Origin of the sequence: Fischerella sp., from assembly GCF_013388695.1 — a bacterium.
Classification (GTDB): domain Bacteria; phylum Cyanobacteriota; class Cyanobacteriia; order Cyanobacteriales; family Nostocaceae; genus PCC9605.
This window is the reverse complement of record NZ_JACAEU010000027.1, coordinates 1-26921: the sequence shown is the minus strand read 5'-3', so window position 1 is coordinate 26921 and position 26921 is coordinate 1. Positions and strand designations below refer to the sequence as shown.

Here is a 26921-nt window from a genome sequence, read left to right as displayed (position 1 = left end):
TAATTTGATGGCAGGTTTGGTTGCTTATACTTATTTGCCTACAAAACCCTCTCTTGACATCTATCCAAAAGACTTACCTACTCTTCCTCCTGCTGTTTTTTAGTTTGTCGAACTCACGTCTTTTTACTTTTTACTTTTTACTTCTCCAGTCCCCAGTCCCTATTACCCATTACCTATTACCATTATTCGGAACACCCACTGGTGACAAACCAGCGATCGCTCGCAAATTTTGACAACGAATTAACTCAATAAAATCTAAAGCAGAGCGACTTTCAATCTTGGCGACTGTCTCTATCGCAGATAACAGATATTGTGCTGCTTCGGCTTCCGAGTAACCCCGCCGCTGTGCTACTTTAATAGCGGTGGCATCGGCGCTGAGCTGTGACTGTTGAGAACGGTTAATGGCAGCAATGCGATACACAGCCAAACTAGTTAATCCACCGGCTACAACCACACCTATCGCATCTGTTTGGAAGAATTCTACTAATCCACCCAAAAGCCCAGCAACTGCTAAGCCTTGATAAATATCTGGTTTAAACCATTTTATCTCCGTTAACCAACTAACTGTCCGCAATAGCAACAAATCGCGTTGTGATTTTGTCAATCGACGCCACAAATCAAAATTAATATATATTGGTCGCTCCCTGTTCCAAGGCAAGGGAAAAGAAACATCAATCACTTTTGCTTGCTCAGGTTTGCTGACGATTTTGGTCATCATCCTAGCCGAAGCAGGCATTACATCATACAAACGGCGAATTTCAACGGTTGGCTCCATATTAAGTAGAAGGCAAAAATCACAAACAACTCAGCTGCGTTCGGCTTTCAGCTAGCATGAATCTTTTGATATATGCTTAGGATATTTACATACTCAGTCTATTGAATTTTAAGGTATAAGTCCTAGTAAATATTGACTCTTGACTCTTGACTCTTGACTAATAACTAAATGACTATAGATGCTTTTGCTTCAATCCCACCTGAATGGACAAATAAGGCAATTCATGCTCGTGAATTTTGCTGTCCCAACTGCCATGCCAGCAGTTTAGAAGCCATGCAAGTATGGATTAATCGCCGTTCTCCTGTAATTACAGAAGAATATCGCCGCAAATGGCAAGAGTTTTACCAGTGCAACTGCGGTTGTGTTTGGTGGGCTTGGAGTAGCGATCGCCCTCCATCTAATTTTAATAATCAATAGTCATTGGTTAGTAGTTAGTAGTTAGTAGTTAGTAGTTAGTAGTTAGTAGTTATTTCTCCTACTCTCCCACTCTCCCATTCCTCCTCCATTTCCATGCAAAAGCCCGCCATTTGGCGGGCTTTGTTTCATCGCTTGTATTTAGTACAAAACAATTTTAGAAAGTGAAGGTGGTACGAACTGTTCCAACGTAGACGGTGTCGTTGTTGTCGTTATGCTCAGGATTTAAGATCATCAGAAAACCAGGGGTGATGGCAATGTTGTCGTTGAGCTGATATCTATATAGCGCTTCTAGGTGATAAGAGGTGTCTTGATCTTCTCGACCACTGACATCATTGTCGCTAACTTTGGGTGGCTGACCAAACTGAAGACCAAGTACGCTGCCTTGCGATCCAAAGTCTCTGAAAGCTACGTTAGCCATCCAGTAGTAAGAATTTGCATTGTCACCGTCATCAGCACCGACGTCAGGATTGTCACTCTCAGCTTTTGCGTCGGTATAACCAAACCAACCACCAAGGCTTAATCTGTCACCTAGTTTGACGTTAGTTTGTACACCGTAGTGATTGGCTGAAGTAGCAGTTTCACCAAAGGGTTGGCTTGCAAAGTCACTACCTGTAGATGCAAATTGGTTTACACCACCTACACTATTTTGATAGGTACGGGCGTAAGTCAGACCGATGTTGAATGTTTCACCAGGCTGATAAGCTACCTGAGCGAGTGCAGCATAGTTACCATCAAAGAGGCCTGCTCCTTCCTCAGGACTGCTAGCGACGTTATCACTTCCACCAGCTAGATAACCCACAGATGCAGAGAAAGAACCTTTAGGATTGAAGGTCAAAGTTGCACCTGCACCACCAGAACCTTGGCGGTAGATGGGGCTGAAACGGCCATAGCGGGAAATAGAACCTTTGCCAGAACTAGCAAAGTCAGGGCTGAAGTTGTTCATGTTTTCCCAGAATTCACCGTTATTAGCGTCTACTTTGATCCGTATAGAGTCGCTTAGGTTGAAAGCGTAATTAATTTTATCGATTTCAACACTGTTGTCGGTATCATTATCAAAGGAGAGACGGGCCATGTTAGTGCCAGTTGCGTCATTCAGATTAGGCACATTGCCAGCTTGTAAACGGATTTGCAACTGATCTGAACCTGTGAAGCTGCTGTTCAAGCTCAAACGAACCCGATCTGAAAAAGTAAAATTTTCGTCTACATCTTCACCGCTGCCGTCAGCCTTCTCTTCACCGAACGCGCCAGCCAAGTTGAAAATCGCTTCCCCAACTAGCTTGGTGGTAGTGGAAAACTGATTGGCCTCCAACTCGGCAGTGCGAGCTTCCAGAGTATCTACGCGACCGCGCAGAGTAGCCAGTTCCGCAGAAAATTCTTCTTGCAAGCGCTGTAAAGTAGCCAAGTCTTCTTTGGTGACTAACTCAGCTGTTGCTGTTGCAATCAGTTCGTTGACTCGGTCTAAGCAAGCATTTAAACCTGCGGCAAACTCATAACGGGTCATGGGACGATTACCGCGATAGGTACCGTTTGGATAACCTGCAATACAACCGTAGCGCTCAACCAAAGACTGCAACGCTTGGAATGCCCAATCTGTGGGCTGCACATCGGAAAACTGAGAAACAGATGTTACCTGATCCATGCTGTCACCAGACTGTTGGGATAACTGGGACACAGAGGTAACATCTTGGCTTACTTCTTGATTTACTTCCGCAGCGAAGGCGCTGTTTGTAGCCAACAATGTAGCAGCGAAGACAACTGGACTCAGTTTTAGGACGTTCCAGAATGGTTTTTTCATTTTGTTTATCTCACTCACACCTACTGGAGCAAATCATGATAAAATCTCTTGAATATGTTTTATTTTATGAGACTTTACCTTTGATTTTCAGTAATAATTCTACCAAGATTAGCGGCGGTTAACGCAACTTTTCTAGCGCACTTTTTTAGTGTTTTCTAAATACTTTTATTTTGGTAAACGCAAAATTATTCTACGTTTATGACGTAACAGATTACCCTCCTCCTCAAACTGTTGGAGGAGGCGCGTTACCGTTACCCTAGTTGTATTTAATACCTCTGCCATTTCTTGGTGGGTAACATTAAGGTCAATAAGTTTACCTTGTTCTACATCGCGACCAAATTTTTCACTTAACCACACCAAAAATTGCCACAAACGCAGGGAAATGGGTTTTCTATGTACAATACTCAAAAGTTCCTCTGCCTGTTGAATGTGTAGAATCAAGGCATTAACATCTTGATTCCAATGATGTGGTGGCACTAAGCTCACTTCCACACTGGTCAAGCATTCTATCTGGTAAGGCTTGACTCTGGACAAAGGATAGCCAATCAGATCTCCAGATCCCCAATACCCCAGAGTAATAAATGTTCCGTCTTCACTCCAAGTTAAAGTGCGAACTGCGCCACGTTCAATTCGCCACAACACGTCATTGCGTGGTGGAATTACTTCTCTGCGGGTGAATAACCTTTGAGGTAGATTTGCCGATAAGTTAGACTTATTTGAGCCAACTGTGTTTTGTGTGCGACTGCTGGGATACATCATTAGTAGGATTTGATAATTGTTAAGTGTGGAATAGCTTGAAACAGTTCCCTAAGGTGCTCTGGTAACTGCTACATGCCTGTGCTCGCAATCGGTTTTATCCAGTTGAAACTTCCCATTAGCTTTTGAGTTCAAATTCAACCAAAAGATAGATGTCATAGGCAGGAGGTTCTCGTAGGCTTGGAATAATTGATTTGCTATGGCTAGAGAAGACATAAAAAAACCTGAATTAAAATTCAAAAGAATCAGTCTTGCATTTGTCTAACAGATCCAATCAAGGCGATCGCCCTTATGTTAGCTGTGTAAGACTATATTTGGGTGCGGTTTTCCAGGCGCGGTTAAATCATTGGGAAGACCCCATTTTAAGCAAAATTGATGCTTTCGGATACTATTGTCTGGTAAATTTGATACTTTGAGAGAAATAGATTATTAAAAGTTTACTTGCAACAGACGGTAAAGCAAACTTAGTTGTGTAGTTTAATCCTTAATTATCGGTTAATAATTATTGCATTCTCAAATAATTAAGAATTTTTTCAAATACTTTCAGTTTTAACTACGGCAACAACCGCGGGTTTTGGGGGTGCATCAGTAGTTTTACCAGGCCAATTTGAGCCAATAGGGACTTGACGAGTTTGCACAAATTCTTCACCTGTTGTGGTTGCGATCAGGAATTCTCTGGTTTCTAAAGCTTGGTTCTTGCGAGTACCATTAGCCTCTCCAGGATGTTGTATAGCAAGAAACATTGTTTGTTCATCTGAAGTAAAGCAAGGCCCTGTGACTTCACATTCCATAGGCCCAGTTCCAAACAAGAAGGCTTTACCGGCATCTTCACCCTTAGTGGGAATAAACCAGATAGTGTTGTTGCCAAATAAACCAGATATCGCCGCAGGTTTACCATCGTCATCAGTGCGATTTTTAACAGCTTTATTGAGTTTTCCTGTGGATATATCTGTCACCATCCAAACATTGCCGTTTTTGTCAAGTAACAAGTTATCTGGATTGGCAAAACCCATACCGCCAGCGGCTGGTTCACCACCAGTGGCTAACATTTGCCAGCGAAACGTCAGCGCTGCTGGATCGTTGCCGTCTTCTGTTAGACGCATCACCCAGCCATACTCGTAAGGGGTTTCTGCTTTTGGGCCTTTAAATATTCTGATATCCGGGCCACCTTCTCGATCGGGAGAACCAGAGGTAAAGCTAATGTATAAATCACCATTGGGGGCAATTTCCGTGTCTTCTGGACGACCAGTACAGGTTGCACCAACAGCATTGGCGGCGTAGTGAGCATCGATTAATATTGCGCCTTGTTTTTCTTGGGCATTGCCAGCATAGAGGTCGCCCAATTTCTGAAATTTTTGTTTATATTGGCCAATCTCTTCGTCTTTGGTCATTGGGAAATAAAAGCTTTCAACGGATTCTGGTAATTTGAAGAGGGTTTGTTTGTCCGAATCTTTGCTAGTTATTGCTTGCGGACTTTTTGGTAGCTGAATCAGGTTTCCGGCAACGTGACTGGGAAGATCGGGATCTATTGGTGTATCAGTTTTTAACGGTATCCAACGACCAGTACCATCAGGGTTAAATTTGGCAGCATAGAGCATTCCTTCAGTAAGTAGCTGGGAATTAGCTTTATTTTTGGGATCTTGGACTTTGTCGCTACTCACAAATTTGTAAACGTGTCCACCTCGACGATCGCACCCCGAATAAAAAGCAAGTGGTTTCCCCGCCTCCACGCGCACACCCACTGCTTCATGGCGATAGCGTCCCAACCACGTGTGTTTAGTACCGTAGTCATTGGGGTTAGCTGGATCGACTTCTACGATCCAGCCGTATTTATTGCCAGCTAATCCAAAAACATTACCCTGTCCGTATAGTTCCTCGTCATCCAAGGCAAAAGGTCGTTTGCCAGGAACTAACGAAGTTCCATCAGCGTATACTGGTTCTGGTACTTGGGACTGAAAGTTTTCTTCTGCGCTGAGAACTGTACCCCAAGGAGTTGTGCCACCAGCGCAGTTGCCAAAACTACCAATAATGCGATCGCCTAATTTATCGATGTATCCTTGTCCCTGCTGTCTGCGAAATACAGCCACCGCAGGCCCGGTTGCCTTTAGATATCGTCCATCATTTAAACCGGAAATGCCAGAAATCCGCCGATCGTTTTGAGAATTGCTCCGTTCCCACTTACCATCAGCAGTTTTGCGAATTGAAATGACACCTAGTCCTTGATCTAAAAGTGCTTCTTGAGATATTTGCCTGATTTTGACTTTAATTGGGTCATGATCGGGCAAAGCAAAAGCATTGATTTCGTTTTTACCTGATGAGTTGTTTTTCAGCGCTGCTTTGACTTCCTCAAACGGCAAAGATTTACCAATGACTTGTTCGTAAGTTTGCATCCAGGGGATGGCGCTGATGTATTCAAAGTTGACACTGAGGTATCCTTCGTTTTCACCAGTTGGAACAAAAGACAAAAAGTCGTTGTTGTAACCAAAGCGACTATCACTGACTTTATCGCCCCAAGCAGCAATGATTTGGTATTGATAACCTTCTGGCAATACCAAATCATCCACAACTTCGTATGTGCTGTATTGTTCTTTCTGCTGTTCTGGTTTGAAACCAGCTGTTTCTAGGGGTATCGGCCCTTTAATTGGTTTAAATGCTAATTTAGCCTTTTCCACTGGTACAGGAGATGGATTTTTGATACATCCCCCTAGAGAACTCAGTGCGAGCGCACTTGTACCTCCACCCATAAACAGCAAGAAATTTCGACGCGTGATACTCATCAGTTTTGTTGATTACACAGAGCCATTTGTAAGATGGCAAACATTTTGAAGTTGTCTTTGGCTAATTTAGTAGTCAAAGTTTAAGAACAGGTAAGCCTTAGGTAAATTTTACGTTATCTATACAAATATAGTTATTTAAATTACATAGCAAAGGCGCAAGATTTTGCGCCCTTAAAAATACTAAAATACATGGTATCTGAATTTAGTTCAACAAAATCGCTAAAACCTTTATTAATAACTAATGACTAATGAGCAATGACCAATGACATTTTACTTAGCTGCGTTGACCAGTAACAATATATGCCACTCGTTGACCAATGTTAGTGGCGTGATCTGCCATACGTTCCAAATGACGAATTACTAGCACGAGCAGTAAAATTGGCTCGACTACGCCTGGGATATCTCGTTGGTAGGCTAAAGTATCGTACAGATGCTCGTAAGCGCTGTCTACAGCATCATCTAGTTGTTTAATACTACGACCGCTAACTTCATCTAAATCAGCCAAAGCTACTAGGCTAGTTGCTAGCATAGCTTGGGCATGGTGCGACATCAAGGCAATCTCCGGTAAACATGGGTGGGGCGGATAGGGAAAGATTTTAACTGCAATTTCAGCTAAGTCTTTAGCATAGTCGCCTATGCGCTCTAAGTCGCGCACCAGCTGCATAAAGGCACTCAAGCAACGTAAATCTTGAGCGACAGGGGCTTGCAGCGTCATGATTGCCGCGCAGTCTGATTCTATTTGTTTATAAAAGCGATCTATTTGTTTATCTATATGGGGAAGTTCCTCGGCAGCTTTTAAGTCACGGGCAAATAAAGCTTGGTGACTCAGGCGGAACGATTGTTCTACCAAAGCTCCCATACGTAAAATATCGCGCTCCAAGCGCCTGATTTCACGTGTTAGTTGGGATCTTTTAGAGTTGGGATCGTAGATAAGGGCTTTCACGCTTGCAGTCTCAAACATGAAGATATCTCTAAATATAGTCTTGGGTTTAAGAATTTGCCATTACCTCGGGAAGTATAATCTGTATCCACGCACCACCTGTAATGGGATGATTCATGGCTTTGATAGAACCGCCATGAGCAAGGACTATTTGGCGAACGATCGCCAAACCCAAACCACTACCCACTATTCCTGTTGAACTACTTTCTGCTGCTTTCACACGAGAACGTGCTTGATCTCCCCGATAAAATCGTTCAAAAACATGGGGTAAATCTGCTTCGGCAAAACCTACTCCTGAGTCAATGATATTGATTTCTAGATTGGCTGGTGTATTTAGTCTACCGTTATCATTATTATCCAAACAGATAATTTTTGTCTCAACACTAATAGTCTCTCCAGGAGGGCTGTATTTGATGCTATTGTCTAGTAAGTTGAGAAAAACTTGGAAAATGCGCGATTCATCAGCATTAATCCAGAGATTTTCTAGCCCTGAGTAGGCAAGCTGGATTTGATGACGCCCTGCCATAGGTTCGAGAGTTTCCCAAACTTTGGCAATTAGCGATCGCACTTCCACAGGTTGGCGATTGAGTTTGAGGGTAGGATCGGTTTCTAATTGAGTTAGTTCTAACCAGCTTTGCACCAAATTAATCAGTCGGTCAACTTCTTGCAAGAGGCGATTAACCCAGCGATCTAAAGGTGGTTCTATGCGAACTTGCAATGTTTCCACTACCAGACGAATGGAAGTCAGTGGCGTTCTTAATTCGTGAGCGAGATCGGAAAGGGCGCGATCGCGTGCTTGGTTAATCTCCAACTGCGCTTGGCGATTTTCTAAGAATACTCCAACTTCCCCTTCGCCTAAAGGTAAGCCAGTAGCTCGCAATACCAGAGGCTTTACTTCTAATATAGCTGTGGCACTCTCACAAGAGGGGTGAAATACCCACTCACTCACCTGAGGCTGCTGGCGATCGCGAGTTTGTTCTATTAACTGGTCAAGTTCATAAGACCGCACCAACTCCAGTAACAAGCGTACCTGTCCTGGTTGCCACCTTTGCAAATACAACATTTCCCGTGCTTGCTGGTTGCACCACAGCAGTTGATTTTCTTCATCCACCTGCAAATATCCCACAGGTGCTAACTCCAACAGTTGTTGGTAATTTTGCAGAATTTGCAGCAAGTCTTGCCGTTGCTGCCTTAACGAGGCAATTTCATGGCGCAAGCGCGGGATCAGCGGTAGCGCAATATCAGAAGGCTGCGATTTTAACGAAGGCGGTATTGTTCCGACTATGCGACGTAGTCGCACGAGCTGACAAATCCAAAATCCCAGTCCTACAGCTAAACCCAAAAGAAAACTCTGTACTAACATCACAAGAAGTTGTTAGTTACTGTCGCAAAAATGATAACTAACAACTATCCAAATCTATAACCAAAACCGCGTACAGTTACTATATATTCTGGGCGACTGGGATCTTGTTCTAATTTTTCGCGTAACCAACGGATGTGAACGTCTACAGTTTTACTATCCCCAACGAAATCAGGCCCCCAAACCTGATCGAGCAACTGCTCCCGCGACCATACCCTACGGGCATAACTCATAAATAATTCTAAAAGGCGGAACTCCTTTGGAGACAAACTCACCTCCTGACCCCGAACCAGCACGCGGCACTCTTGCGGATATAAAGTAATCTCTTTGTACTGTAATGCTGGTAATTGCGGCAAACTGCTCAAGCGTTGGCGACGCAGCAAAGCGCGACACCGAGCCACTAACTCCCGCATACTAAAAGGTTTTGTGAGGTAGTCATCTGCTCCTACTTCCAGCCCCAAAACGCGGTCTGTTTCACTACCCTTGGCACTTAACATCAAAATTGGTACTGGATTACCTTGATAGCGAAGCAAGCGACATATATCTAAACCATTAATTTGAGGCAGCATCAAATCCAGAATTACTAAATCAAAAGTAGCTTCTCCTGAGTTTGATTCAAAACTTTTTAATTGTTCTACAGCCGCACGTCCATCTGTCGCTGTTACTACCCCATAGCCTTCCTCTTCCAGTGCTAGAACTAGCATTTCCCGGATGAGTTCTTCATCTTCAACTACTAAAATACGACTTCTTTGACCGATGTCCGTTGTGGGGGGATACTTTGTTGATTCACTAGTGTACATCGATATTCACATAATAGCGGCAATGTGCTTGTATAAATATTATTATTTATTATTCAGTGCATCTACGCTTATTTAGTTGTATAATTTTTATTTTTGTGTAATTTATATGACAGCACGCTATTTATATTATAAACCATATAAGCAATAAACATATAGCAATCTTTTATTTAAAGACTGTTAGTAAGCGAATCATCACTCATTTTTAGGCGTGGAAAGCCTGACTGTAAGGCCTTTAGCGCCAACTTGATGAATTTAGATACATATTAGCTTTATAGTTGATTGATGTTTATTTTTTTGCACCGAATATCTACTAAATAATTTTATTTTTTACTCAATGCGATGCAATTTTAAAATTTATTGAGTGTTAAGTAGCGATCGCTCACTCCTAATAGCCGCAATTTCTACCAGATTACCTTAATTATTTCCTTTTTCCCTTGCCCTCTGCTTGATCGGAATGTGAATTTGTTTCGATAGTTACATTCGATCTATACTGTCGAGCCTTAGTGTTATTCATCGCATCAAAGGTACCTTTAATAGTGCCAGCAATTGGCACAGCAACAAGCGATCCCAAAAATCCAGCAATCTCGAATCCCATCAAAATCGCCACAAAAATCCAAATGGGATTAAGTCCGATAAACTCTCCAAGCAACTTTGGCCCTAAAAGGTTATCTTTAACTTGCTGCATAACGATCGCTGTAATTGCCACTTGAGTTGCTAACCACCAATCTTGCAGCATTAGCAAAATTGTGACGCTACCAATGCCTAGAGTGGCTCCCACAAAGGGAATGAGTTCAGAAACGCCGATGACAATGGCAAATACCAGCGCAAATGGTACTTTCATTATTAAAAAAATGGGAGTGAGACTCACTACCATGAACACACCCAACAACAGTTGAGTGAGAAAAAAGTTTTGAAAATTCAGCCGCAAGGATGCAGTCAAAGGTATGCGAATATGAGGCGGTAAGAGATTGACGAGACTATACCAAACGCGATCGCCATACAACAACATATAAAATGCCAGCACAACTACTAACACCACATTCAGTAATCCAGACAGCACCGTTCCAGCAAATCCCACGGCACCAGAAGGTATGTGTTGCACTAAAATCTGAATGTTGGCATTAATTTGTTGATTAATAACACTGAAATCAAGAGGTAAACGTCGCTTTTTCGCTAATGTTTCCAGTTGCTCCAAATTCGCTTGACTCGTGGTTAACCAATCAGGAATCTTATTTAATAGTTGGTTTGTTTGGTCTATGACCATTGGTACTAGCGTTACACCCAAGACGATCAACAGGGTCAAAGTTACCAGCAATACAATAACTACCGCTTGCGTGCGAGAAACGCCAGCGCGTTCAAAGAACTTAACTGGGTAATTCAGCAAAAAAGAAAGAATTGCAGCAGTGCTGAGAATAGTAATAGGATGCTGGAAATAACTAAATATAACAGACAGCAGCCAAACGTTGAGCGCGATAATCGGACCGCTCAAGCCGTAGATTACTAGATTTTGAAGAGAGGTCCAACGCCGCATTTGATGAAATGTATGTTAAAAACTTCTTGGCAGAGTAGGTAAAAGCTACTCGGCGCTGATTATCATCATAGTTACTTTTTACATATAGATAAGTTTAAGTAATTACCAGGAAGCATAACCAAATGGACAAAACTGTAGCTGACCTTCGCAAAGACTACACCTTACAGGGTTTGAGTGAAACTGATGTTGACCCCAATCCTTTTATACAATTTCAAAAATGGTTCGACCAGGCACTAGCAAGTCAGTTGCTAGAACCAAATGCCATGACTCTAGCTACCACTACCCCAGATGGAAAACCCTCAGCAAGAATGGTATTGCTAAAAGACTTTGATGACCGGGGCTTTGTGTTCTTCACCAATTACAACAGCCAGAAAGGACAGGAGTTAGCCGAAAATCCCCAAGCTGCCTTAGTTTTTTGGTGGGCAGAACTGGAACGGCAAGTCCGTATCTGTGGACATGTGGAAAAAACTTCCCAAAACGAATCAGATGAGTATTTCCGCAGTCGTCCTTTCAACAGTCGCCTTGGTGCGTGGGTATCCAATCAAAGCGAAGCGATCGCCAGCCGCGAAGTCCTTGAGCAAAGGTTGCAAGAACTGCAAGCCAAATATGCAAACCAAGATATACCTCGACCGCCTTACTGGGGAGGCTTGCGCGTGATCCCCACACAAATAGAGTTTTGGCAAGGACGCTCTAGCCGCCTACACGATCGTTTATTGTATACTCGCTTAGAGGATGGTACTTGGAAAATAGAGCGTTTGTCACCTTAGTATTTTGTTGTTTGGTGTTTGTTGTTTGATATTTGTTGTTTAGAAAAACCAACAACCAACCACCAACTATTAAATGTTTATTGACCTTCAGTTGTTGCTGTTTTAGCAGCAAATTGAATTCTGGGGTCTGGCATAAAGTTGTATCGCAGGTAAATTCCTGCCCAGACAAACAGAATAATTAACAAAGTGCCAATACCTAAGGGACTGGGAAGCCAAAAGATAGCTTCGATGTGATTGAGTTCACCAGGATTGAGCTTCCACACCAGTTGATTTTTATTTTTTTGTGGTTGAGGAGCATTCTCAGTTCTTTGAATACTTCTTGCACCCCAAGGAGTCTTTAAACTAAATTCCAAATCGAGGATTGAACCAGCATTAGCCAAAACATTACCGTTGCTAGAAATCAAGGCGAGCGATCGCAAATCCAAATCATATATTAAGTGATTCCGCACTAACAGCAAGAAATTATTTTGATCCAAAAGTAAATTTGACTCTACTTTAGGCAGTTCTGAGGCAGATTCCTTAACCACAGATTCGGCTTTTTGATTAGTATTAGGGTGAAAAAATCCATTGAATTTTGTTTGTAATTCTTTAGCATTAGTGAAAGGAATGGTCACAATAATTTCTTCCTTAGAAGGTCGCCGGACTTTGCCTTCTTCTTGACGAGCGCGACGCTCTATGCTGTTTAACCATTCATATACTGGATCGCCACTAAAACTGGTAAGGCGTTCTCCCAACTTAATATGCTGCACCAACTCACCACGATTGGAATTATCAAAACGCACCCCCACGTCATAATCTACACAACCAGACAGCAATAGAGATGCCACAAGCACAAGGCAAATGTATCTGAACCGCACCAAACTCCTTACAAAAGTAGAAAAATGCATCATTAAATCTCCAAAAGTCAACAGTCATTAGTCATTGATCATTAGTCATTAGTTAGTAGTTAGTGGTTAGTGGTTGTAGAGACGTGCCATGGCACGTCTGTACATTGGTTAGTAGTTAGTAGTTAATAATTATTCCCCCACTCTCCCACTCTCCCAATCCCCAATCCCCAATCCCCAATCCCCAATCCTCATCTCCCCATCTCCCCATCTTTAAAAATTCAACCAAATTAAACTAACCAATGTTAGACCAATAGCAATTAATGCTACCCAGATAAAGCGATTATCCCTGGTATTGACCTGGCTGAGATCAACAAATTCTTGCTCAGAGGGCTGCTTGCGACCAGAGGATTTGGTATTATTGGCAGAAAAGTTGATTTTGCTCTCATTGTCAGAAAAAGAGCTAAAATCAGGAATTTGGGTCATCCATTCCTTAGGACGTTGCAACCTTGGGGCTTTGAGGATGTATTGCAAACGCCTTGCTTCTTTGCTGGTTTCTGAATGAGGATGGCGTTTGAGTTGTTCGCAAAGGGCGATCGCATCTTCTGTACGTCCCGCTGCTTCGTAAGCCGTTGCTAACCAAATTTGTACTTCACCCCCAAGGCGGGTGTTACGAGCTAAAAGAGCGCTTGCTTTTTCCAGTTGTTCAATCGCTTGTTGGTATCGCCCGCTTTCAAAGGCTATTCTCCCTTGCTGGTAGCGATTTTTGGCAATTTCTATACTTTCTGAAGTCACGTTTCGCTCACAAATCAGCACTGCCTTCATTGTGCCAATGGCAGCAGCGTTTTTGGAATCTTTTTAGCTGGGAATAATGTCAAAAATTTTATCGAATAGTATCACATCAAAGTCATAAAAATATGTTTAATATCAAGCTTTCTCAACAATATTCACTGAGATTGGGTTTAACTGTAGCATTGATTACTGCAACTACTGCCCCTGTTTCTGCCCAACAGGTAATAGTGATAGACAATGGAGGTTTTTCCAGAATCAACCAGCAACCTACTGTTGGTAACTTTATTTACGGTAGTTCCATTCCCACTCCTATACCTGTAGATCCATCAACGGGACTGACGCCAAATCGCACCCATAACTTGTACCCACAGTTGTATCCGCAGGTGCGGCAAAATATCCGAGATACCGTATTAGTCAATCCTGTTTTAGTTAATCCTAAGATAAGAAACTCAACCCTAATTAATCCTGTGATTGTTAGAGATTCATGGTACAGCACACCAATTCATCAACCCACAATCATTACGCATCCCTGGTAGGTTGAATTGGAGATGGGGAGATGGGGAGAAGAATTGTTTATTTATTTTATACTCTACCCTTGTGCTTCTGCCTATCTGCGCCCATACTCCCCTGAATTTCTTGCCTTCCTCAAGACATAAACTGAGAACCAAAAATCATGCTGCCGATACCGCCATCGGTAAAAATTTCTACTAGCAAAGCGTGGGGGATACGACCATCTATGATGTGTGCAGCGCGCACCCCTTGAGCAAGCGATCGCACGCAACAATTAACTTTCGGGATCATACCACCGCTAACTACACCATTGGCAATCAATTCCCGGGCTTCTTTTATATCTACTTTCGGAATCAAAGTAGATGGATCTTTGTAATCTTTTAAAATCCCTCGCGTGTCGGTTAGCAAAATTAACTTTTCTGCCCCCAGCGCTGCTGCTATTTCTCCGGCTACGGTATCGGCGTTAATATTATAAGCTTGTCCGTTGTCGTCAGCAGCGACACTGGAAACTACGGGGATATAGCCACTGTTAACCAGTGTCTCCAAAATCTTGGTATTTACATTGCATACTTCCCCTACAAAGCCGATGCCTTCTTCACCTTGGGGACGGGCTTTAATTAAGTTGCCATCTTTACCGCACAGTCCCACTGCTGAACCACCAGCTTGGTTAATCAAAGAGACAATTTCTTTATTAACGCGACCAACTAAAACCATTTCCACTACATCCATTGTGGGAGCATCAGTGACACGCAAACCGTTCTTAAATTGCGGCTCTATTCCTAGTTTATCCAGCCAACTGTTGATTTCTGGCCCACCACCGTGTACGACAATTGGTCGCAAACCCACACAAGATAAAAATACGATATCGCAGATAACTTTATCTTTGAGGTTGCTGTCTTTCATGGCTGCACCACCGTACTTGACAACAACGGTTCGACCTGTGAACTGTTGGATGTAAGGTAATGCCTCACTCAGTACTTTTACGCGAGTGGCTGCATCTTGCCGGATGTACTCAGTATCATTGATCGTCATAAGGAGCTATTGATAGTTAAATTGGTACTCTCAACAATTTCTCATATAAAACAATATTTGTTGCTAATATGTTCGTGCTGGTTCACTTGGGGTGTAAGCGTATAAAGGATATAAGAGTGTAAGGATATGAGGGTAGCAGGAAAAATCATTCACCTAGACGCCCACATCTCCACACACTTGCTTACCAATACTCCTACATCTTGAAAGTAAGAGCTAAAGCAAAGCAAGACGATGCTGCAAATTGAACAGGTGTTACGCGATCGCTATCAACTTATAGAAAAACTCGGTGAAAGTGCGGGTCGTCAAACCTGGTTAGCATGGGATTTATCTACTCAAGAGCAAGTAGTCGTCAAAATGCTCATTTTTAGCGACCAAATGCAATGGGAAAATGTTAGGCTTTTTGAGCGAGAAGTCCAGATACTCAAAAAGCTTAACCATCCGCGTATTCCTCAGTATCGCAATTATTTTTGTTTTGAAGACCAAGTAATCCAATTTGCCTTAGTCCAAACCTACATACCCGGTTCCTCGCTTAGGGAATTACTGGCACAGGGCAGGGTGTTCACCCCAGCAGAAATACGGAAAATAGCTGCCGAAATTTTGAAGATTTTGATATACCTGCATAGTTTGAGTCCAGTTGTATTGCATCGAGACATTAAACCCAGCAATATATTGTTGGGGAAAGATTCCCAGATTTATTTGCTAGATTTTGGCGCAGTGCAAGACCGGGCCGCCAGAGAGGGAGCTACTTTTACAGTGGTAGGAACCTATGGCTATGCACCTCTGGAACAATTTGGCGGACGGGCGACTCCTGCGTCCGATCTGTATGCCTTAGGCGCAACCTTAATTCATCTGTTGACGGGTATTTCACCAGCCAATTTACCACAACAAAATTCTCGCTTACAGTTTGCCCACTTATTAAAGCTCAATCCTGGGTTTGTTCGCTGGTTGGAACAATTGACAGAACCAAATTTAGAAAGACGCTTTAGCAGTGCTAAAGAAGCACTAAAAGTGCTAAAAGCAAATCAGGCTGGTATGTCTAGGTTAATTCGTCCTCAACCAGCAGATAGCCAGATTCACCTGCAAAAATCTTCTGGTCACTTGCACATTCAAATCCCCGTGTTGTGGCAAAAGACATTAGTTGACCCTAAAAACCTAGCTGCAATGGTGGGACTGCTGATTTGGTCATACCTGGTTATTGGCGCGTTTGGCTTTAGTACCATCCAAGGTTGGATCTGGATGATAGCAAGCCTCTTGCTGGCAGCTTGGTTTTTGTTGCCTAACTTTGTAGAAACTAATATTTACTTTGACCATCAGGAGTTTGAAATAGAATCGAAATTAATGGGTCTTTGCTTGCAAACACAGCGAGGAAACGTTTTAGAAATAGACAAAGTATTTAGCGGTGAAACTGGTGGCTATGGTAATAACAAAGTACCTGAAGTAACTTTGGCTGTGGGTGTGCGTGAGTATTCCTTTGGAAAATTGAAGCCACCTTTGAGTAAACAGGAGTGCCGTTGGCTAGCAGCAGAAATTAGGCATTGGTTGGGGATTGGTTAGTAGTTAGTAGTTAGTAGTTAGTGGGTAGTAGTAAGCTTTCAACCTGCATAATAGTAGCGGGCAGGATACCCGCACTACAAGAGAATAATCTAAACACATCATTAAATTAAATGTTTAAGCTAAAGCACATTTAAATTGCACAGTTATATTTTCTCAATCTCTTGTGGGGTGGGCCGGACAGCCCGCCAAAGTAATGCAAATTAGATGTGGAACAGCCGATCAGCTTATTTTTGCATCACAAACTACTAACTACTAACCACTAACAATGTTTAATGAGGAATTTGGGGATGCTAGAAGCAGGAGAGATACTTGGTAATCGCTATCAACTTCGGGAAAAATTAGGACAAGATGCTAGTCGTCAAACTTGGTTGGCACAAGATTTGGCTACACAGCCTCAAGAAAAAGTTGTTGTCAAATTGCTAATTCTCAGCCCCCAAATGCAGTGGGATGAACAAAAACTATTTGAGCGTGAGGCTCAAGTGCTAAAAAATCTCAATCATCCCCGCATCCCCAAATACCGAGATTACTTTGTTTTGGAACACCAATCTAGTTCTAAGTTTCCCTGGTTTGGGTTGGTGCAGAGTTACATTCCCGGAGTATCTCTCCAACAACTACTGAATCAGGGTCAACGCTTTTCTGAATCACAGATAGAACAAATTGCCGTTGAAGTTCTCAGTATTCTGGTGTATCTGCACGAACTTAACCCGCCTGTGCTGCATCGAGATATCAAACCCAGTAATTTGATTTGGGGTGAAGATGAACGGGTTTACTTGGTTGATTTTGGTGCAGTTCAGGATCAAGCTGTGCTGGAAGGCGCTACCTTCACTGTTGCCGGTACTTATGGCTACGTACCGATGGAACAGTTTGCTGGTCGAGCAGTTCCCGCTTCTGACTTGTATGCCTTGGGTGCAACTTTAATACACCTATTGACAGGAATCTCTCCCGCTGAACTACCCGATCAAGATGCACGCATCCAGTTTGCCGACCAAGTCAGCGTTGATCTGGGTTTTGTGAATTGGATTGGTAAACTTACAGAACCAGATGTAGCAGAACGGCTGAGTACTGCACGAGTAGCGCTCAAAGCACTGAAGAACAAAAACGCCCTCAGTCCACCCATTACCAGTCGCAAGCCTACAGGTAGTCAGATTCAAATTAAAAAGTCTGCCAGTCAGCTAGAGATTAACATTCCCAAACGTGGCGGTAAAGCTTTCAGATTGTTCTACGTGATTGGGTTAATAATTCCTTTTGTCTGGCAACTGCCAGAATTGATCAATTTCCTAACAACAGGAGGCAGTTATAAGCCGTGGTTATTTTTGTTTTTCTCTGTTGTCATGCTGTTTGCAGTACTGGAAAGAATTTTATTACCTTCCTTTGGACACACCGACCTTTACTTTGATCGCAAAAATTTTGAAGTTAGGTGGAAGTTATTTAGTTTGTGCTACAAGCGGCGCCGGGGTAAAACTGCACTGATTAACAAAATATACCAAGAGGAAGTTAAGCAGGGTTCAGCCCCCAGAGGAGTGACCATAGAAGTGGAAGGAGAAAAATTCACCTCTAGTCCTCTTTCGACAGTAGAACGCCACTGGCTGATTCAGGAGATTGGGGAATGGCTGGACTCAATTAGGTGTGGGGAGATGGGAAGAGGGGGAGATGGGGAAGGTGGGGCCCCCACTTTGTGGGGATAAGGGGCAATGGAGAGATAGGGAGATGGGGAGAGTGGGAGAGTGGAGGAACAACCACTGTACGGGCGGGTTTAGCCATGATACTTATGAGCTTCGATGACAAAATGTCTATCAAAACCCGCCCCTACTAACCACTAACCACTAACTATTGACCCAATGACCAATGACTAATGACCATTTGGCGGAAAAACTGGTTCTTTGAGAACACTGGGGATTGCTTCGAGAACTCGCGTGGTAATTTGTTCTGGTGTTTCTCCTCCGCTAACGGTGATTCGCAGATCTGCTTGAGCGTAAAGTGGTTGTCGTTGTTCGAGGAGCGATCGCAATTTTCCCTCGGGATCGATATCTTGCAACAGTGGTCGAGTAGTATCATCTACTAAACGGTTGTACAGTATTTCTACTGGTACATCTAGCCAAATTATTAAGCCGTGATGTAAGTAACTCCAGTTTTCTCGTCGCAGAACAATTCCCCCACCAGTTGCAACCACCAGCTTTGTAAAAGCACAAACTTCTCCTAATACCTGACTTTCCAATTGCCGAAACGCCGCTTCTCCTTCTTCAGCAAAGACTTGATTGATAGTTTTTCCTGCTGCTTTTTCTAGCAAATTATCAGTATCTACAAACCCATATCCCAGCTGAGGAGCCAGCAATCGCCCTAGCGTCGTTTTACCGCTACCCATCATACCAATTAAGTACAAGTTGATTCCTTGCAATCGGTTTTTCACGAGTTACTATGCTCCAGTTATCAATATAGCGGTTTCCGACCTGGTGAGGTACGTTTTCAAAACTACTAACCTTGGTAAAAAAGATTTAGGTGTACCTCAGTTGCTTAATAAACGCTATAGTAGGAAGAAGACAGGAGAGAAAAGCTCCTTATTGAGAGGGTTTCACTAGGTAGTATTTTACGTAATTTATAATTAACAATTTTAACCTAAGCGAATATCTTTTATGTAATTTTTCAGTTGCGTTTCCAAATATGTATGAGCTATTAGTGATGAGCCTGCTTGCTGTTGGCTGAGTTGAAAATTTTCCTCAATTAATCTTTCAATGATATACTCCATCAATACTGGAATTTGATAAAAGCGAGACGCTTGCCTTTCTATTAGCGATCGCCTTTGTAGTAACTCTATGGCTTCTAATATTGATCTTTTGTTTAACTAGCGTTAGTTCTTTTGTCCTTCCGTGGAATAAGCTGATATCGCTTGCTTCGCCCCAATCTCGCTTGTTAGCGGCTGATGCCATGCTAATAAAATTAGCCTTATCTTTGCTGTCTTTATTGATGTAATTTTTATTTGGCTCTATTTGAATCGAAGCTTTTTTATAACCTGCTTTTTCTAGTCAATGAGTGACACGACTCCAACTTTTGACCTTAACTGAGTATTCTGCTTGTTTACTCAGCATTTCTTCTATGTATTTATATAATCCATTGGAAAGGTAAACCCGAACTGTACTGCTACTACGACTTTTATACACTGTATTGGCAATTTCGGAAGGGCTAAAACCGCAAAGTAAACCGCGCAGAAATTTTTTTTCCAGAGGTGTCAGCGCCTTTCCCTTTGCCGATGCCAAATCTACGTATAATTTTTCTAACTCCCAATTGTTTTTTGCTTCTATAAATTCCTCTTCAATTTTGTTGGAATCAAATACTGTCATTACTGTTATTTCCTGAAAGGAAGCCAGATATTATGCTAACGAGTTTTCTATGAAGCCCTAATAAATAGAAGTTAAATTTATAACAAAATTGATAACGCTCGTTAGGTGAATTGTTTATCTTAGCTTCGGTATCTTTAGACTACTCTGAAAATAAGGCAGAAGGCAGACGGCAGACGGCAGAAGGAATAAAGATTTTCATCGGTGGTGCTGTACTAAAAGTTCATGACCCACTTAACGGAAATTTAATAAAATTTGATTCAACTTGATTGAAACTTTATCGAAGCGATATACGTCAATTCAAATTGCAAGACTCACTATTTATTGGAGCATTATATAACACTGTGTTTCTAACAGCACATTGTTAAATTAATTATTTACTTTTAATCTGCTTCAATTCCTATTAATAAAGTGAGTTTTCTGATTAAAAAATCAGTATTTGTTGAACTCAAGGTGTAAATTATGACTTGTTTTTTGCTTAGTTGAAAAAAGCTTGGTCAACTTGATGCTTCAGAAATAAGAAATACTGCATATCTGATTTAAGTAAGCCGAATAAATAAATTAAGTGTGGTCGTTTGAGGTTTCAACCATGATTCGGATTCGGGATGTTGTGCAAAAGGCTTTATCAACTGGCTATTTAACGGTGGAAGCAGAAAATCAGCTGCGACAATTACTGACAACCCATTACGACTTGGAAGATTTGAACGCGTTCATGACTCTACAGGAAGCTGCTATGACAGGTAAGGTCAAGCAGGAGTCTCGTGAGCGTTGTGGCATCAAGTAGAGACTGAACCCTGCTATGTCTCTACTTACTTACGGGAACGCTTATCTTTATCTTCATCCTCAAAATCTTCTAGAAACCCCCAATCATCCTCATCAGTTTGATTATCTTCTTGATTATCTTCTTCGATTTGATTATCAGTCGGCGGTTGATAGGGGGGGATAATTACCCGATAGTCAGCATCGTAAACTGATTCCGTTTTGCCGACTCCAGAATTTTTAGGTTCACGGTAGCTGTAGGAGTAAGACGAACCCGACTGGAAGGTAGTTTTGGGTTCTTGCTGCCGTTCATAGGTTTTTGAGTCTCCGATCGAGTCTCTCACTTGTGTATCTTGAGGAGGAGGTGTAGACTCTCGATATGCTTTTTCCTCAAAGTCCCAATCATTATTGAGGTTGTCTGTTTCCCAATCATCGACCGCACTGGATTGGGAAGAGGTTTTAGTTTCCGAACGCGGAGGACTGGTGTAGGTATATGCAGGTTCTGCCTTGGGAGGACTGGGAGGGCGATCGCCACTGCGTGGAGTTCTTCGCGGCTTGGATGCAGACGGGGTTGGCCTTTGTGGCGCTGCAAAATAACTTGACAGTTGAAACAAGCCAGAGATTAATAAAGAAGTAGCAGCACCAGCAGCAGTGCTGAACAAAATCCACATTGCCAGAGGCAATGATATAGTCTGCATACCCAAAAAAACTAACGAGAGGACAGGAGACCAGTTTTGCGCTAACAACAGCGCTAGTCCTCCCATTAATGCCACTAATAAAATTAAACGAAATATAGCCATAGGAAATAAGGACTGGGACTAGGGACTGGGGACTAAGGACTAGGAAATGGAGAATGAGGAATATGAGAAATTAGTTTTATACTAGCCCCTAGCTCCTAGCCTCTGTCTCCTACCTCTCAGCATTAAATCTCCCAGATTTATTTGTGTGGTTCCTTCTACCTCCTGCCTTCTGGAGGCAGCGCGTTCCGGGGATTCTCCCCGTTGTAGCGACTGCCGTCCTTCTGCCTTTCTTCAGAACCTTGCCAGCGTTGAATGGGAATGCAATCAATATCTAGTTGATCTAAAACACGGGCGACAACAAAATCAACCAAATCCTCTATAGTTTGGGGATTGTGATACCAAGCAGGAATGGCAGGTACAATTCTGGTTCCGGCTTCTGCAAGGGTGGTTAAGTTTCGCAGATGAATTAGGCTAAAAGGAGTTTCACGGGGAACTATCACTAACTTTCGCCCTTCCTTTAACTGCACATCTGCTGCCCTTTCTAATAAGTCAGAACTTAAACCTGCCGCCAACTTTGCTACTGTACTCATGCTACAGGGAATCACTATCATTCCCAGAGTGCGAAAGGAACCACTAGCAATATTAGCTCCCACATCACCCCAAGGATGACAGCGTAGTTTACCTGTAGTTTCCACTCCTGCTTGCTGTCGCCAAAATTGCTCTTGTTGGGCGGGTTCTACTGGCATGCGAATATTCTGCTCAGCTTGCCAAACCATGTAAGTTGATTTGGAAGCGACCAATTCAATTTCATAGTCGGCTGCAAGCAGAAATTTCAGAGCGCGAACTGCGTAAATTAGACCAGATGCACCTGATACTCCTAGGATGAGTGGTTTCGTTTTATTTGACACGCTTTTATGTGTGGGAATAGTTAGTAGATAGTAGTTAGTAGTTAGTAGTTAGTGGTTGGTTTTTACTACTAACCACTAACTACTAACCAATACCCTGTTCCATTATTCGTCCTCTGCATACGACTCTAGGTCGTCTAGCTCGATATCGTTGGGTAAATACATGTCTGATTCTTCAGGATCTGCGCCGATATCTTGACGATAGGGAATACCGTCGCTACCAACTGTGACTAAATCGATTTGCTGGCGGTAGTAATCAACACTTTTAACCTGTACGGCGACGCGATCGCCCAATCGATAAGAGGCACGATTTTTGCGTCCAAATAGTGCCTGTTGTCTAGCACGATATTCATACCAATCATCTTTGAGAGAACTGACGTGTACCAGTCCTTCCACTCGTAACGGTACGTTATTACTTCCTTTGATCTCCTTCGGTGGTACTTCAATTTCTACGAAGAAACCGTAAGATTGCACACCTGTAATTACACCACTGAAGACCTCGCCGATGCGCTGTTTCATTAAAGAAGCTCTTTGCAAACCTTCCAAATCAGCTTCGGCTTCTTGGACTTCTTTTTCTCGGTCGTTGATTTGGGTAATTACCCGAGTCAGTTCGCTTTGCAATTCTTGTTGCAATTCTGGGGGTAGGACGTTCCAGTTAATTTCACCGTGACTGGTGGAGGAACGCAGGTTAACGCGCTCTTTCACACGGGTGTTGCGGCGATCGCGCCCGTGTTCAAGTAGTGTATAAAATACCCTCTGCATGAGCAAATCTGGGTAACGCCGCAAAGGAGCAGCAAAGTGGACATACTCTGGTAATGCCAAACCAAAGTGAGGTGCTTTGTTTGTGCTGTATGCCGCTTGCTTAAGAGTATCTTGCAACAAATAAGTCAAAACTTGCTCGGATGAGGACTCTGCAAACACCCTTGTCAATTGTTGGTAGTCCAGCGGTTGGATATCCATATCTGAGTCTAATGACAGTTCGACACCTAAATTGATTGCCAATTTCAGCATCTCTTGCACATCTTCAGGATCGGGTGCGCCTTGCAGTCGCCAAATAGCCGGAATACCCAAAGCACTCAAGTGATTGGCCATGATTTGATTCGCCAGCAGTACGAACTCTGTTAGAAGCGATCGCACGGGTGAATCCTTCTCTACCACACATCCAAGAATGCCTTCATCGTAAAAGGGATTTTTGTTTGGTGGCAAATTTAACTGCAAACTTCCCCGAGAAGTGCGCTGCTGTTTGAGGAAAAGCTGCAAAGATTTTAACTGTTGCAGCATTTCCACTACTTCAGTAGATACCTTCGTAGCTTGGTTATCTAAAATTGCTTCTGCTTGCTGTGAATTTACTAAAGCATCTACTTTGATGACGCTGGGGTGAATTTCCCACTCCAGTATTTGTCCTGATTTGGGATCGAAGGTAATTAAAAAAGAGATGGTTAAGCGATCGCTTCCCGGCACTAAAGCACAGCGATCTACCACATTGTCTGGCAACATTGGCAGCACCAATTCTCCCAGATACACTGATCTACCCCGCCTGAGTGCTTCGCGATCGAGTGCTTCATCTGGTTGGACGTAGTGGGAAACATCAGGAATGTGAAAGCCTAACTGCAAGTTTCCAGCACTAGTTGTTTCGAGGGAGAAGGCATTTTCTACTGTCTTTGTATCAACAGTGTTACCAAGGATAGTGATGGTAAATTTGTCCCGTAAATCCAGTCGGTCTTTTAGGTCTGCTTTCAGTATTCTTTTTGGTAGTTTTGTGCTTGCTTCTTGGACGTTTTCTGGAAAACTACGGGAAAGATCATGCTTGCAGGTAACTAAATCAATATCAGCAGCTGCTTCTGCATCACTACCAAGGATTTGTACAACTCGTCCTAAAGGAGGATATTGGGCAAGTGGGTAGCGTAGAACTTCAACATGAGCGAGGTGATCTACGGCTTCTTGCAATTTCAAATTATTTTCTTGCAGTTTGAGTTCAAACAACAGGCGATCATCTAGAGGTACAGCACGATATCCCCCTTCTACCGGCTTAATCCGTGCCAGTAAAGTGTGATTGGAGCGCTCTAAAATTAATTTAACTTCTCCTTCTGGGGAACGGCGACGACTACCTTCTTTAAGAACTCTCACTAAAACGCGATCGCCATTCCAAGCATTACTCAAATGACTTTCGCGAATGTATATATCCTCTGCTCCCTCCACATCTTGAATTGCAAAGCAAAAGCCTTTACTAGAACAGCGGAGTTTGGCTTCAATTAGTCCTTCTTCTGTCATCCGGCGATATTTACCGCGTTCTTTCGCCAAAATGCCAATTTTTTCCAACACCTCCAAGGCTATGTGAAGTTTTTGTAAACAATCTTCATCTTCACAACCAAGTTTCTTTTCCAATAGTTTGCGAGCTACCAATTTATCATCAGTGAAATTGGCGAGAAGTGTAGCGATTGAAAATTCCATGCAGTGAACCGACCTTTGGTCAAAACATCATTGTTTTTTGTTGAATCTGGTTCTTGCTAATTACCTCACGACCCACAGACACTAGCGGTAAACGAACCTCCCAACAAGCAGGGCGCTACACGATCATCTCAGAGTACCAGTTCGTTTAAGTCCCTTTAACTAGGTCAATCTGACAAAGCAGGCCTTATACCGGATTTTACCCTACTAGGTGATTGCGCAACGAGTCTTTGAGAGGCTGTGTTTGGATCGCTCTCGATGGAACTGCCCAAACGCGCTATTCACCTTAAACCGCAGGTGTTTAATTGTCTAGTTAGAAGGTACTTGACGCAATTAGACTCTGATTTTTAACTAGGAGAAACTGCTGATAGACCTAAATGTTCTACATGTAGAATCAGTAACAATTAGGTCAGCAGTTTAACAAGCTGTGAGGACGAACCATTACTTCATTATTGTAGATTTAGTACGTACTTCCAGAAAAGATTTCTGGATGTGCTATTGGGTAAATAGTATAGCATTAGCAGTAATACTACGTAGAGTGAGTTAGTGGTAGCCAAAATTTTACTCAATAAGCCTGATGCTACAAACCGTATACGGAAACAGCAAGCAGCCCTTTAATAACTAAGGGTATAAGGATAAAGAGTATTCCACAAAACAATTTATCCAGTTGTAGTGTCGGCATCCTGCCCACACTAGAACACCAATTCAGTAATCTTCAAATTGGAATGGAAAGAGGACAAAACAATTCAAAAGTCACGCATTCAAAATTAGAATCTTTAATGCGTGAATGCGTGACTTACTCGGCAGCGGTACTAGTCTTACCGCACCAATCATTCATGAAAAGATGGATAATGCTAAAGCAATTGCTTGTGGATAGTTAAAAAAACCAACAATTGCAGTTGTCAGGTAACTCAAAAGCAATCAGTAAGTATCAAACCTGGCAAGATAAAGTAGAAGTAGCCATCACAAACGGCAACCACTATACCCCTTAAATTTCTGATTCCCTTCCTTTTTTCCTCTTCCCTCTTTCTTCAAATAGCAGACTTAATTAGATATTGGTGATAGTTATGATGTTGGCTCAGTTCCAGAGCTTGTATCCTACGGGTAGTCTTATTTCCGAATTAGTACAGATCGATCGCGGAAAGTATATTGTTCGGGCAAGCGTACAAATTGACGGCATTACCCGTGCTACTGGTATGGCAGCAGCAGAAACCATAGAAGCAGCCGAAGATCAAGCCAGAAATAGAGCGTTAATGGTGATAGGAACTAAATCACAACCTTCAGTAGCACCTTCCCCAGAACTAGTCACGCAGATGCAGCCACAGCCTTCTTTGCCAACAACAAGTAAATTTGATAGTGAATCTACCTATGCTGCTACACTGAATTCTGTTTCGCCAACAGAAATAACTCCACCTCCCACACCAACTCCTGCTTCTAGAGCAAAAACTGATACCTATAGCCAGGATTTTAGTCAAAGTTTGACTGTAACTGCAAAGCCAGAACCACAGTTAGATACCCCAGTAGAAAACGCGGGGATAATGCCTAGTAGCCAGAGCGAAAATCAACCCTTACCAGAAATTGCTTCTAGTAATGTCACGCCATTTCCACAACGTAGTTACAGTAGTCCTCCTCCAGAAGATGTAGAAATTCAACCAGCGCCAACAACAAAGAAAAAGAAGAAGGCTGAGCCTGTAGATCAGTCAGATGATATCGCCAAAATTGGTGTGGAAATGCAGCGCTTAGGCTGGACAACAGAACAAGGAAGAGACTATTTGATTAAAACCTACGGTAAGCGATCGCGCCATTTACTCGACCCCGAAGAATTACGTCAATTTCGTATATATCTTGAATCCCAGCCTACACCTGTAGATCCGTTAGCGGGGTTTTAATTAATAAGTCAATAGTCAATGGTCAATGGTTAGTAGTTAGTGGTTAGTGGTTAGTGGTTAGTAGTCGCCCTTTGGTGGTGTAATCCTAAACAATAAGTTTTCTTCGTGTCTTGGTGTCTTTGTGGTGAAAAAATAAATTTTATTTAACCACCAAGACACTAAGACACCAAGTCGAATCAGGAAAAATCAGGTAATGAAAGCATATTTTTCACCCACCT

General features: G+C 42.6%; 22 protein-coding genes and 1 pseudogene. 7 read left to right on the top strand and 16 right to left on the bottom strand.

Annotation, left to right across the window (positions count from 1 at the left end):
* Positions 1 to 169 precede the first annotated feature (169 nt).
* Entirely contained in the window at positions 170 to 775 is a 606-nt protein-coding gene (locus HXY43_RS04750; RefSeq protein ID WP_026732428.1) for a DUF3318 domain-containing protein, read from the bottom strand.
* Positions 776 to 943: 168 nt separating this feature from the next.
* On the opposite strand from HXY43_RS04750, the gene HXY43_RS04745 reads away from it, so the two are divergent.
* Positions 944 to 1192 carry a hypothetical protein gene (locus HXY43_RS04745; protein ID WP_026732427.1) on the top strand — a complete coding sequence of 83 codons (249 nt, stop codon included), beginning with the start codon at positions 944 to 946 and terminating at the stop codon, positions 1190 to 1192.
* Between the two features lie 154 nt (positions 1193 to 1346).
* Here the strand turns inward: HXY43_RS04745 and HXY43_RS04740 are convergent, their stop codons facing one another.
* The 7 genes from HXY43_RS04740 to HXY43_RS04710 all read right to left on the bottom strand — a co-directional run bounded on the left by HXY43_RS04740 (position 1347) and on the right by HXY43_RS04710 (position 11151).
* Positions 1347 to 2987 (bottom strand): iron uptake porin, encoded by a 1641-nt coding sequence (locus HXY43_RS04740; protein ID WP_290880599.1) that lies wholly within the window; start codon positions 2985 to 2987, stop codon positions 1347 to 1349.
* A gap of 165 nt (positions 2988 to 3152) precedes the next feature.
* Complete coding sequence (locus HXY43_RS04735; protein ID WP_026732425.1) at positions 3153 to 3746, bottom strand: Crp/Fnr family transcriptional regulator; 594 nt, start codon at positions 3744 to 3746, stop codon at positions 3153 to 3155.
* A gap of 530 nt (positions 3747 to 4276) precedes the next feature.
* On the bottom strand, positions 4277 to 6520 hold the full coding sequence (locus HXY43_RS04730) for an alkaline phosphatase PhoX (RefSeq protein ID WP_290880595.1): 2244 nt from the start codon (positions 6518 to 6520) through the stop codon (positions 4277 to 4279).
* 274 nt (positions 6521 to 6794) lie between these two features.
* Positions 6795 to 7481: a phosphate signaling complex protein PhoU gene (phoU, locus tag HXY43_RS04725; RefSeq protein WP_026732423.1), complete on the bottom strand. Its 687-nt coding sequence runs from the start codon at positions 7479 to 7481 to the stop codon at positions 6795 to 6797.
* A 28-nt stretch (positions 7482 to 7509) separates the two neighbouring features.
* Positions 7510 to 8823, bottom strand: a complete 1314-nt coding sequence (locus HXY43_RS04720; protein ID WP_290880611.1) for an ATP-binding protein — start codon at positions 8821 to 8823, stop codon at positions 7510 to 7512.
* A 44-nt stretch (positions 8824 to 8867) separates the two neighbouring features.
* A complete protein-coding gene (locus HXY43_RS04715) occupies positions 8868 to 9620 on the bottom strand; it encodes a response regulator transcription factor (RefSeq protein ID WP_290880590.1) in 753 nt (250 codons plus the stop codon).
* Positions 9621 to 10038: 418 nt separating this feature from the next.
* Entirely contained in the window at positions 10039 to 11151 is a 1113-nt protein-coding gene (locus tag HXY43_RS04710; protein ID WP_290880588.1) for an AI-2E family transporter, read from the bottom strand.
* Between the two features lie 122 nt (positions 11152 to 11273).
* On the opposite strand from HXY43_RS04710, the gene pdxH reads away from it, so the two are divergent.
* Complete coding sequence (gene pdxH, locus HXY43_RS04705) at positions 11274 to 11918, top strand: pyridoxamine 5'-phosphate oxidase (RefSeq protein WP_290880585.1); 645 nt, start codon at positions 11274 to 11276, stop codon at positions 11916 to 11918.
* Positions 11919 to 11995: 77 nt separating this feature from the next.
* Here the strand turns inward: pdxH and HXY43_RS04700 are convergent, their stop codons facing one another.
* Positions 11996 to 12805, bottom strand: a complete 810-nt coding sequence (locus HXY43_RS04700; RefSeq protein ID WP_290880609.1) for a DUF3153 domain-containing protein — start codon at positions 12803 to 12805, stop codon at positions 11996 to 11998.
* A gap of 210 nt (positions 12806 to 13015) precedes the next feature.
* Complete coding sequence (locus tag HXY43_RS04695; protein ID WP_290880583.1) at positions 13016 to 13537, bottom strand: tetratricopeptide repeat protein; 522 nt, start codon at positions 13535 to 13537, stop codon at positions 13016 to 13018.
* A gap of 122 nt (positions 13538 to 13659) precedes the next feature.
* Here HXY43_RS04695 and HXY43_RS04690 point away from each other — a divergent pair, with 122 nt between their 5' ends.
* The gene (locus HXY43_RS04690; RefSeq protein WP_290880574.1) at positions 13660 to 14070 is read left to right on the top strand and encodes a hypothetical protein; all 411 of its coding nucleotides are present in this window, start codon (positions 13660 to 13662) and stop codon (positions 14068 to 14070) included.
* A gap of 109 nt (positions 14071 to 14179) precedes the next feature.
* Here HXY43_RS04690 and argB read toward each other — a convergent pair whose 3' ends face one another.
* Positions 14180 to 15076: an acetylglutamate kinase gene (gene argB, locus HXY43_RS04685; protein WP_290880572.1), complete on the bottom strand. Its 897-nt coding sequence runs from the start codon at positions 15074 to 15076 to the stop codon at positions 14180 to 14182.
* A 231-nt stretch (positions 15077 to 15307) separates the two neighbouring features.
* Here argB and HXY43_RS04680 point away from each other — a divergent pair, with 231 nt between their 5' ends.
* Both HXY43_RS04680 and HXY43_RS04675 read left to right on the top strand, forming a co-directional pair.
* The gene (locus HXY43_RS04680; protein WP_290880569.1) at positions 15308 to 16630 is read left to right on the top strand and encodes a serine/threonine-protein kinase; all 1323 of its coding nucleotides are present in this window, start codon (positions 15308 to 15310) and stop codon (positions 16628 to 16630) included.
* 287 nt (positions 16631 to 16917) lie between these two features.
* Positions 16918 to 18315 (top strand): serine/threonine-protein kinase, encoded by a 1398-nt coding sequence (locus HXY43_RS04675; protein WP_290880566.1) that lies wholly within the window; start codon positions 16918 to 16920, stop codon positions 18313 to 18315.
* Positions 18316 to 18479: 164 nt separating this feature from the next.
* On the opposite strand, the gene HXY43_RS04670 is transcribed toward HXY43_RS04675, so the two are convergent.
* Positions 18480 to 19037, bottom strand: a complete 558-nt coding sequence (locus HXY43_RS04670) for a shikimate kinase (protein ID WP_026732413.1) — start codon at positions 19035 to 19037, stop codon at positions 18480 to 18482.
* Positions 19038 to 19455: 418 nt separating this feature from the next.
* Positions 19456 to 19965: pseudogene (locus tag HXY43_RS04665) on the bottom strand (NB-ARC domain-containing protein); the annotation flags it as partial.
* Between the two features lie 586 nt (positions 19966 to 20551).
* On the opposite strand from HXY43_RS04665, the gene HXY43_RS04660 reads away from it, so the two are divergent.
* Positions 20552 to 20746, top strand: coding sequence for a hypothetical protein (locus HXY43_RS04660; RefSeq protein ID WP_026732411.1), 195 nt, complete (start codon positions 20552 to 20554; stop codon positions 20744 to 20746).
* Positions 20747 to 20771: 25 nt separating this feature from the next.
* Here HXY43_RS04660 and HXY43_RS04655 read toward each other — a convergent pair whose 3' ends face one another.
* The 3 genes from HXY43_RS04655 to HXY43_RS04645 form a co-directional block, all read right to left on the bottom strand.
* Entirely contained in the window at positions 20772 to 21521 is a 750-nt protein-coding gene (locus HXY43_RS04655; RefSeq protein ID WP_026732410.1) for a LapA family protein, read from the bottom strand.
* Between the two features lie 155 nt (positions 21522 to 21676).
* Entirely contained in the window at positions 21677 to 22369 is a 693-nt protein-coding gene (locus HXY43_RS04650; RefSeq protein WP_290880561.1) for a flavin prenyltransferase UbiX, read from the bottom strand.
* Positions 22370 to 22471: 102 nt separating this feature from the next.
* Positions 22472 to 24817 carry a ribonuclease R family protein gene (locus tag HXY43_RS04645; RefSeq protein ID WP_290880560.1) on the bottom strand — a complete coding sequence of 782 codons (2346 nt, stop codon included), beginning with the start codon at positions 24815 to 24817 and terminating at the stop codon, positions 22472 to 22474.
* Between the two features lie 1067 nt (positions 24818 to 25884).
* Here HXY43_RS04645 and HXY43_RS04640 point away from each other — a divergent pair.
* Positions 25885 to 26703: a hypothetical protein gene (locus tag HXY43_RS04640; protein ID WP_290880606.1), complete on the top strand. Its 819-nt coding sequence runs from the start codon at positions 25885 to 25887 to the stop codon at positions 26701 to 26703.
* Positions 26704 to 26921: the final 218 nt, after the last annotated feature.

Excerpts from the sequence above, each read along its gene's own strand:
- HXY43_RS04750 (WP_026732428.1), bottom strand. The coding sequence starts at position 775 with ATGGAGCCAACCGTTGAAATTCGCCGTTTGTATGATGTAATGCCTGCT.
- HXY43_RS04745 (WP_026732427.1), top strand. The coding sequence starts at position 944 with ATGACTATAGATGCTTTTGCTTCAATCCCACCTGAATGGACAAATAAG.
- HXY43_RS04740 (WP_290880599.1), bottom strand. The coding sequence starts at position 2,987 with ATGAAAAAACCATTCTGGAACGTCCTAAAACTGAGTCCAGTTGTCTTC.
- HXY43_RS04735 (WP_026732425.1), bottom strand. The coding sequence starts at position 3,746 with ATGATGTATCCCAGCAGTCGCACACAAAACACAGTTGGCTCAAATAAG.
- HXY43_RS04730 (WP_290880595.1), bottom strand. The coding sequence starts at position 6,520 with ATGAGTATCACGCGTCGAAATTTCTTGCTGTTTATGGGTGGAGGTACA.
- phoU (WP_026732423.1), bottom strand. The coding sequence starts at position 7,481 with ATGTTTGAGACTGCAAGCGTGAAAGCCCTTATCTACGATCCCAACTCT.
- HXY43_RS04720 (WP_290880611.1), bottom strand. The coding sequence starts at position 8,823 with ATGTTAGTACAGAGTTTTCTTTTGGGTTTAGCTGTAGGACTGGGATTT.
- HXY43_RS04715 (WP_290880590.1), bottom strand. The coding sequence starts at position 9,620 with ATGTACACTAGTGAATCAACAAAGTATCCCCCCACAACGGACATCGGT.
- HXY43_RS04710 (WP_290880588.1), bottom strand. The coding sequence starts at position 11,151 with ATGCGGCGTTGGACCTCTCTTCAAAATCTAGTAATCTACGGCTTGAGC.
- pdxH (WP_290880585.1), top strand. The coding sequence starts at position 11,274 with ATGGACAAAACTGTAGCTGACCTTCGCAAAGACTACACCTTACAGGGT.
- HXY43_RS04700 (WP_290880609.1), bottom strand. The coding sequence starts at position 12,805 with ATGCATTTTTCTACTTTTGTAAGGAGTTTGGTGCGGTTCAGATACATT.
- HXY43_RS04690 (WP_290880574.1), top strand. The coding sequence starts at position 13,660 with ATGTTTAATATCAAGCTTTCTCAACAATATTCACTGAGATTGGGTTTA.
- argB (WP_290880572.1), bottom strand. The coding sequence starts at position 15,076 with ATGACGATCAATGATACTGAGTACATCCGGCAAGATGCAGCCACTCGC.
- HXY43_RS04680 (WP_290880569.1), top strand. The coding sequence starts at position 15,308 with ATGCTGCAAATTGAACAGGTGTTACGCGATCGCTATCAACTTATAGAA.
- HXY43_RS04675 (WP_290880566.1), top strand. The coding sequence starts at position 16,918 with ATGCTAGAAGCAGGAGAGATACTTGGTAATCGCTATCAACTTCGGGAA.
- HXY43_RS04660 (WP_026732411.1), top strand. The coding sequence starts at position 20,552 with ATGATTCGGATTCGGGATGTTGTGCAAAAGGCTTTATCAACTGGCTAT.
- HXY43_RS04655 (WP_026732410.1), bottom strand. The coding sequence starts at position 21,521 with ATGGCTATATTTCGTTTAATTTTATTAGTGGCATTAATGGGAGGACTA.
- HXY43_RS04645 (WP_290880560.1), bottom strand. The coding sequence starts at position 24,817 with ATGGAATTTTCAATCGCTACACTTCTCGCCAATTTCACTGATGATAAA.
- HXY43_RS04640 (WP_290880606.1), top strand. The coding sequence starts at position 25,885 with ATGTTGGCTCAGTTCCAGAGCTTGTATCCTACGGGTAGTCTTATTTCC.